Origin of the sequence: Archangium sp. (assembly GCF_036388035.1) — a bacterium.
Classification (GTDB): Bacteria; Myxococcota; Myxococcia; order Myxococcales; family Myxococcaceae; genus Archangium.
The window spans coordinates 22,136-29,237 of record NZ_DASVSO010000989.1; the positions used below are offsets into that span (position 1 = coordinate 22,136).

Below are 7,102 nucleotides of genomic sequence, written 5' to 3' on the forward strand. Positions count from 1 at the left end.
CGCCTAAGGGGAAAGGATGCTGAATTGTCGGAGCAGGTAGGCCGAGAGTTGCGTACCGGAATTTATCCCGAATTTTCAGAATGCGTTTTTCCGGGGGCCGGCGACGATGTAGGAGATCCTCATCCCACGGGCACAACATGGTCGACCTTCGCAACTTCATCGGGCGCGGCACCGCGGCGGGCACGAAGCTGAACATCCTCGCGCAGGTGGTCATCTTCGTGAACGTGGGCAGCGGCGAGTTCGTGGACCTGGGCGCCACCCAGGCGGCCTTCAAGGGGAAGATCGACACGGTCTTCTACAAGGGGGACCTGTCGCTCACGCTCAAGCTGCTCGAGGAGGGCAAGGCCGAGGTCACCCTCAACGGCAACAGGGCGGCGCAGGCCACCTACACCGTCACCGGCAACAAGCTGACCATCGAGGCGAAGTACGGCGCGCGCTCGCAATTCATCACCTTCGAGCAGGGCGGCAAGGGCAGCGTGGAGACGTACCTGGGCGTGACGGGCACGCAGAACATCAACGTGCACCTGGCGCCCACGTCGAAGCCGGCGGTGGCCTGAGCCCCGCCAGGGCTCTCCCCCGGCTCAGCCCGGTTTCGGGGCGCCGAGCAGGTCGGTGATGCGCTCGAGCAGGGCCTTCTCGCCCTGGGCGAGCTGCCCATCGGAGACGCACAGGGCGCGCGCGGCCTCCAGGACGTCGTCCGGGCGCGTGCGCAGCACCTCCAGGTCGGGCTCGGGCATGGTGCCGCCAGCCTTGAGGACGTCCAGCAGGGTGTGCAGGTCCCCCTCGGGTACGCTCCAACTACGGCCCAGGCCCATGATGACCAGGCGCTCGGCCTGGGACAGCTCGCGGTCGACCCAGGCGACCTGGAGCAGCAGCTTGATGACCTCGATGTTGAAGCGGTCTTCGGCGGAGCGCGTCATCCGGCAACCTCGACGGTAGGAGCGCTGACTCTACACCGGAGACGGGAGGGGCGAGCGGGCCCGGGGGCCCATGCGTTCACTCCGTGGCCCCGCGTCCTCCCCTCCCGAGCGGGAGAGGGGAGGGGAGCCTCAGTCCAGGAGGAACGTGTACGTGTACTTCATCTCCGTGGACACGGACTCGCCGTTCTTGACGGCGGGCTTGAAGCGGAAGCGCAGCAGGGCGTCGCGCGCCGCTTCGTTGAGGCCATAGCCGGGGCCGGAGACGATGACGGCCTTCACCACGCGGCCCTCGTTGTCGACGGTGATGGAGAGCACCACTGGGCCCTCGATGCCCGCGCGCCGGGCCTCGTCGGGGTAGGGAATCTTCACCTCCCCGGCCACCCGAGGCTCCGAGTCCACCTGGTACACCGGCACGTACTTGGGCGCCGAGTACGCCTTCACCTCCTTGGGGTCCGTCGCCTTGTCTCCCGTCTTGCCATAGACGGTGTTGCCCACCGCGGCGGCGAACCCGCCCGCGCTCGTGGTGGAGGACATGGAGATGCCCACCACCAGCGGCACGGGCTTGGAGGGCTGCTCGGGCGGAGGCGCGTCATTGGGCGGCGGGGGCGCCGCGTCGGGCGGAGGCGGCGGGGGCGGCTTCTCCGCCTGGGCCACCTTCACCGGCGGCGGCTTGGGGGCCACTTTCGGCTTGGGGGGCTCGGGCTTGGGCTCCTCCTTGGGCGGAGGCGGAGGCGGGGGCGGCTTCCGCACCTCCACCATCACCAGCTCCACCGGGCGCTGCACCACGGGCAGCTTGCGCTCCTGCATGCGCGAGAGCAGCACGAAGCCCGCGCCGTGCACCCCGAGGGACACGAGCACGAAGAGCAGCACCGCCCGCGACGAGCGGTCGCGGCGCGAGGGCAGGGGACTGTCGAGAGCGGCCTGGCTCATGGCCTTGGGACACCCCTCAGGGCGCCGCGGGTGCAGCCGCGGGCGCCGCGTCCTTCTCGATGTTGAGCGCGAACTTGGCGATGCCCTGGCCCTTCACCACGTCGATGAGCCGCATCACCTGGCCGTACGGCAGCGTCTGGTCCGCGCTGATGATGGCGCGCGTCTCCTTGTCCTTCTCCAGCGCCGTGACGACGCGGCGGCGCAGCTCGTCCTCGCTCACCTCGGCGCCGTCGAAGAAGAGCTTGCCCTGCTTGTCCAGCACCACGTTGACGAGCCCCTGCACCGTCTCGCCGCCATTGGCCGCGCGGGGCAGGTCCACCTCCACCGTCTCGCGGACGATGAAGTTGGCCGTCACCATGAAGATGATGAGGAGCACCAGCACCACGTCCACCAGCGGGGTGACGTTGATGCCCGTGATCTCCTCGTCGTTGTCCTGCGCGCCGCCCGCCATGGCCTAGCGACCCTCCCCGACCGCCACGGGGCGGGGACCGGACTCGGCCCGGTGTCCCTGGGCGTGCAGGCTGCCCACGAGCGCGTGGCCCAGCGCGTTGGTGCGCGAGGTGATCGTCTTGAGCTGACGGCTGAAGACGTTGAAGGCCACCACCGCGGGGATGGCCACCGCGAGGCCCACCGCCGTGGCCACCAGCGCCTCGGAGATGCCCGCCATCACCGTCTGCTGGATGGCCGCGCCCTTGGCGCCCATGTTGCCCAGGTCGTTGAAGGCCTTGATGATGCCGAGCACCGTGCCGAACAGGCCGATGAAGGGCGCGTTGTTGCCCAGCGTGCCCAGGAAGGACAGGTAGCGCTCGTACTGGGGACGCTCGCGCGCCACCGTGGAGGCGATGACCTGCTCCACCGTCTCCGGACCCTGCGCCACCGAGGCCAGCGCCTCGCGGATGACGGCGGCCTCCATGCCCTTGTGGTTGCCCACCGCGCCGCGCACGGCGTCGAACTCACCGCGCGCCAGCCGCACGGCCAGCTCCTCGGAGTTGGGCAGCCGGTGCGTGGCGAAGTACACGGCCCGCTCCAGCATCAGCGCGATGGAGAGGACGGAGAGCACGACGAGCAGCCACAGCACCCACTCGGCGCTGGTGAGCGTCACGCCGAGCAGCTTGCGGCTGAGCCAACCGACATGCTCGTTGCCCATCTGGGCCAGGAGGAGGAAGGACGTCATGGAGACCTGGGTGAAGGGAGGGAAGGGAGCGCCCCAGCATACCGCCGACGCGCCGCATCCATTCTTCCTCAAGAGGGGCAAAGTCAAATGAATCAGGAGGTTGGGCCCTCGCTTCCCTGGTCGCCGTGGCTCGGCTCCGGCGTGTGAGAGCGCTGCGGGGGGCTTCGACAAGCGCGTGAACTGTGATAATTCAGGAATAGCCGCGCGGGTCGTGCGTTGAGGAACCGAGCAGGCGAGCGACTGACAGATTGTTTGGGTTCAAACGGACCCTCCCAAGGCCGCGCTGTCCGGAATCAGGACAGGCCGCGCGAAAGTCAGAAGCCCTCGTCTTTTCAGGGCGTTGGCACCTCTCCTGTAAGGTTTCCATACATCGGCCCACTGGAGCATGGGACACCCATGCTCCACCTGCACTCCCCGTAAAAAAGGGCTCCGAGGAAGGTCACGCCTTCCGTGAATGGCACGCGTCCTGCTGAAGCCGGAGCCCGGCCCGGGTGGCACCCTCGTCACCGGCCCGCAGGAGGTCCCCCTTGGTACGTAATCGGATTCTGGCTGCTCTCCTCACCCTGCCCCTCGCGGCGTGCGGGGTGGAGGGCGCCGACGCGACGCTGCCGGAGAACACCGACGGCGTTGGCACCCTCTCCTCGGCCGACATCCAGGCCGCCCTGAGCGCCATCCCGGGCGCCGAGGTTCTCGGTACGCACCAGGACGGCGTCGTTCCCTTCATGGTCCGCGGTGACTTTGGCTCCACGGGCCCGTCGCCGCGCGGCCTCGCGGCCCGCGACGCCAACGCCCGCGTAGGTGACGCGCTCCACCGCATCGCCCCCCTCTTCCGCCTCCTGCCGACGGATCTGGTGGTGAGGAGCTCGCGCGTGGACGAGCAGGGCCACACCCACATCCGCTACGCCCAGACGAAGAACGGGCTGCCGGTGGTGGGCCACGAGCTTCTGGTCCATGTGGACCCGAGCGGCCGCATCTACGCCGTCAACGGCTCGGCTCGCGACGGGGAGAACGTGCTGGCCGTGGCGCGCATCTCCTCCGAGTCGGCCACCCAGGCCGCCGTGCGCGGCACCGTGGGCACCGGCCTCGCGGCCCAGAGCGCCAGGCTCGTCTACTACCGCGCCGAATCCGACCACGCGCTGAAGCTGGCCTACGAGGTGGTGGTGACGGGCGAGGGCGACGGGCTGCCCCTGCGCGACCACGTCTTCGTGAGCGCGCGTGACGGCTCCATCCTCGGCCGCACCACGGACATCCACACCGCGATGAACCGCAAGGTGTACTCGGCCAACAATGGCTCCAGCACCCCGGGCACCCTCAAGCGCGGCGAGGGCGCCGCCGCCACGGGCGACAACCACGTCGACACCAACTACGCCCGGCTCGGCGACACCTACAACTGCTACAAGACGCTCTTCAACCGCGACTCCATCAACAACGCGGGCGCCACGCTCATCAGCACCGTCCACTACGGCTCCAACTACGTCAACGCCTACTGGGACGGCACCCAGATGGTGTACGGCGATGGCAACGGCACGGACTCCACCATGCTCGGCCTGGACCTGGACGTGACGGTCCACGAGCTCACCCACGCGGTGACCGAGAACGAGTCCAACCTCACCTACTCGGGCCAGTCCGGCGGCCTCAACGAGTCCATGTCCGACATCTTCGCCGGCGTGTGCGAGAGCTGGCTGTCGGGCACCTGGTCCACGGCGCCGGACATCTTCAAGATTGGCGAGGACATCTGGACGCCGGCCACTGCGGGTGACGCGCTCCGCTACATGGACGACCCGTTCAAGGACGGCGCCTCGCTCGACTACTACCCGAACTACACCTCGGGCACGGACGTGCACTACAGCTCGGGCATCAGCAACCTGGCCTTCGCGCTCATGTCCAAGGGCGGCACGCACCCGCGCGGCAAGACGACGGTGAGCGTGGCGGCGATCGGCGTGGAGAAGGCCGGCCGCATCTTCTACAAGGCCAACACGGACCTCTTCACGGCCTCCACCACCTTCGCCCAGGCGAGGACGTACACCGAGCAGGCCGCCGAGGTGCTCTACGGCACGACCTCCGCCGAGAAGGCCTCCGTCACCCAGGCTTGGCAGGCCGTGGGCGTGGGCGGCACCACCACGCCTCCTCCTTCGACCTGCTCGTCGTCGGTGGCGCTCTCCAACGGCGTGACGCTCACCAACATCTCCGCGGGCACGAGCGCCTGGAGCTGCACCTACACGCTGGCCGTCTCCGCGGGCTCCAGCAACCTGAAGTTCGACCTGAGCGGTGGCACGGGTGACGGTGACATGTACGTGAAGTTCGGCGCCGAGCCGACCAGCACCTCGTACGACTGCCGTCCGTACAAGGGCGGCAACACGGAGAGCTGTGCCTTCGCCACCCCGAGCGCCGGCACCTACTACGTGAAGATCTTCGGCTACACGGCGGCCTCGGGCATGAGCCTGAAGGGCGCGTACACGGCGGGCTCGGGTGGCAGCAGCCCGCTGTCCGTGAGCAACATCGCGGGCGCTTCCGGTTCGGCCCAGTACTGGACCTACAACGTCACGGCGGGCCAGGCGGTGTCCATCACCCTCCGCCCGAACGCGGCGGGCAGCACGGGCGACGCGGATCTGTACGTGAAGTTCGGCGCGCAGCCGAGCACCACCGTGTACGACTGCCGACCGTACCAGTCGGGCAACACCGAGACGTGCACGCTGACGGCTCCGTCCACGGGCACCTACCACATCATGCTCCGCGGCTACTCCGCGTACACGGGCGTGGACCTCAAGGCCCAGTGAGGCCCTGACGGGACAGTGCGGTGAGGACAAGGCCTCCGGGGACTCGAGCCCCGGGGGCCTTCGTCTTTTCCGGCCCTACGGGGTTCCGCAGGTGCCGTCGGGCAAGCACTCCAGGGAGAGGTCACAGTCCTCGGTCCTCGCGCACCGGGCACCCGCCGGGCAGTCGTACCCAGCGCCACCGGACATGCCCGTCACGCTGAATTGGGAGGTCGCGACCGTCTCGCTGATGAGGCGATTGCCAAACGAGCCCGCCGCGTTGTTCGTCAGGTCCACGTCGAGCGAAGAAGCCGCCGCCGTGATGCCGACCCACGGCGCGCTGTTGATGGTCGATTCAATGACAGAGGCCAGCTGCACCGCCGACATCGCGCTCGTGATGGGGACGGCGATCCGAGAACCGCTGACAGACCCATTCTTGTCGAACTCGAAGAACACCGCGGGATGGAGGCCGTCGTTGAGGATGAAGTACTCGCCCTCCTTGAGGTCACTGCCCGTCAGGGAGCCGTCAAGGCGGATGCGTCCGGTGGCCAGAGCGAGCCGGAGTCCCGTGCATGTGCTGTTGCAGGTGCCGCAGGCCTCGGTGCTGCCGTCGTCACAGGCCTCATCGTTGCTGACGACACGGTCGCCGCAATGGGGGCCCGTCAGGCTGAGGGTGCCGGAGCAGGTCGCGTTGCAGGTGGTGCAGGTGCCGGGGCCATAGGGGCACACGGTCTCGTTGGCGGTATTTCCGTCGTCGCAGGCCTCGGTACGGCTTGGGCCGTGGATGTTGACCTTGCCGTCGCCGCAGACGCTGCGCCTGCACGTTGTGGAGAGGCAGTCGTCATCGTCCGCGGTGTTGCCGTCGTCGCACTGCTCACCCGCCGTCGGGTTGATGCGGCCGTCACCGCAGGCCACCCGCGTGCAGTCGGTGTCGCACATGGTCGACTCCCCGCCGGTGTCGCACTGCTCGTTGGCCTCCGGGTTGATGTACTTGTCACCGCAGGCGGCCGGGGTGCAGTTGGAGTTGCACGTACGGGAGTTGCCGCCCGTGTCGCACAGCTCGCCTCGCGCTGCGTTGGTGTAGTTGTCGCCGCAGAAGGCGACGGAGCAGTCCCGGTCGCAACTGGCGGAATTCGAGGGGCCGACGTTGTCGCACTGCTCGCCGGCGCTGGCGTTCACGATGCCGTCGCCGCAGGCGGGCGCCGTGCAGTTGGCGTTGCAGCTGGCCGACTCGCCGCTCGTGTCGCAGTGCTCGCCGGCGGTAACGTTGGTGATGCCGTCGCCGCAGACGCGCACCGTGCAGTTGGCGTTGCAGCTGGCCGACT

General features: G+C 68.6%; 6 protein-coding genes and 1 pseudogene. 2 read left to right on the forward strand and 5 right to left on the reverse strand.

The window, feature by feature from the left end; all coding sequences use genetic code 11:
• Window positions 1-137: 137 nt before the first annotated feature.
• Entirely contained in the window at window positions 138-557 is a 420-nt protein-coding gene (locus tag VF697_RS40960; protein ID WP_331103864.1) for a hypothetical protein, read from the forward strand.
• Between the two features lie 24 nt (window positions 558-581).
• Here VF697_RS40960 and VF697_RS40965 read toward each other — a convergent pair whose 3' ends face one another.
• The 4 genes from VF697_RS40965 to VF697_RS40980 all read right to left on the reverse strand — a co-directional run bounded on the left by VF697_RS40965 (window position 582) and on the right by VF697_RS40980 (window position 3,024).
• Window positions 582-920, reverse strand: coding sequence for a TerB family tellurite resistance protein (locus VF697_RS40965; RefSeq protein WP_331103866.1), 339 nt, complete (start codon window positions 918-920; stop codon window positions 582-584).
• A gap of 129 nt (window positions 921-1,049) precedes the next feature.
• On the reverse strand, window positions 1,050-1,850 hold the full coding sequence (locus VF697_RS40970) for a TonB family protein (RefSeq protein ID WP_331103868.1): 801 nt from the start codon (window positions 1,848-1,850) through the stop codon (window positions 1,050-1,052).
• A gap of 16 nt (window positions 1,851-1,866) precedes the next feature.
• The gene (locus VF697_RS40975) at window positions 1,867-2,301 is read right to left on the reverse strand and encodes a biopolymer transporter ExbD (protein ID WP_331103870.1); all 435 of its coding nucleotides are present in this window, start codon (window positions 2,299-2,301) and stop codon (window positions 1,867-1,869) included.
• A 3-nt stretch (window positions 2,302-2,304) separates the two neighbouring features.
• Window positions 2,305-3,024 (reverse strand): MotA/TolQ/ExbB proton channel family protein, encoded by a 720-nt coding sequence (locus tag VF697_RS40980; protein ID WP_331103872.1) that lies wholly within the window; start codon window positions 3,022-3,024, stop codon window positions 2,305-2,307.
• Window positions 3,025-3,551: 527 nt separating this feature from the next.
• Between VF697_RS40980 and VF697_RS40985 the strand changes: the two genes are divergently transcribed.
• Window positions 3,552-5,801 (forward strand): M4 family metallopeptidase, encoded by a 2,250-nt coding sequence (locus VF697_RS40985; protein ID WP_331103874.1) that lies wholly within the window; start codon window positions 3,552-3,554, stop codon window positions 5,799-5,801.
• Window positions 5,802-5,876: 75 nt separating this feature from the next.
• On the opposite strand, the pseudogene VF697_RS40990 reads toward VF697_RS40985, so the two are convergent.
• A pseudogene (locus tag VF697_RS40990) lies at window positions 5,877-7,102 on the reverse strand (proteoliaisin); the annotation flags it as partial.

Bases quoted from the DNA above. Each gene is read 5' to 3' on its own strand.
- VF697_RS40960 (WP_331103864.1), top strand. From the start codon at position 138: ATGGTCGACCTTCGCAACTTCATCGGGCGCGGCACCGCGGCGGGCACG.
- VF697_RS40965 (WP_331103866.1), bottom strand. From the start codon at position 920: ATGACGCGCTCCGCCGAAGACCGCTTCAACATCGAGGTCATCAAGCTG.
- VF697_RS40970 (WP_331103868.1), bottom strand. From the start codon at position 1,850: ATGAGCCAGGCCGCTCTCGACAGTCCCCTGCCCTCGCGCCGCGACCGC.
- VF697_RS40975 (WP_331103870.1), bottom strand. From the start codon at position 2,301: ATGGCGGGCGGCGCGCAGGACAACGACGAGGAGATCACGGGCATCAAC.
- VF697_RS40980 (WP_331103872.1), bottom strand. From the start codon at position 3,024: ATGACGTCCTTCCTCCTCCTGGCCCAGATGGGCAACGAGCATGTCGGT.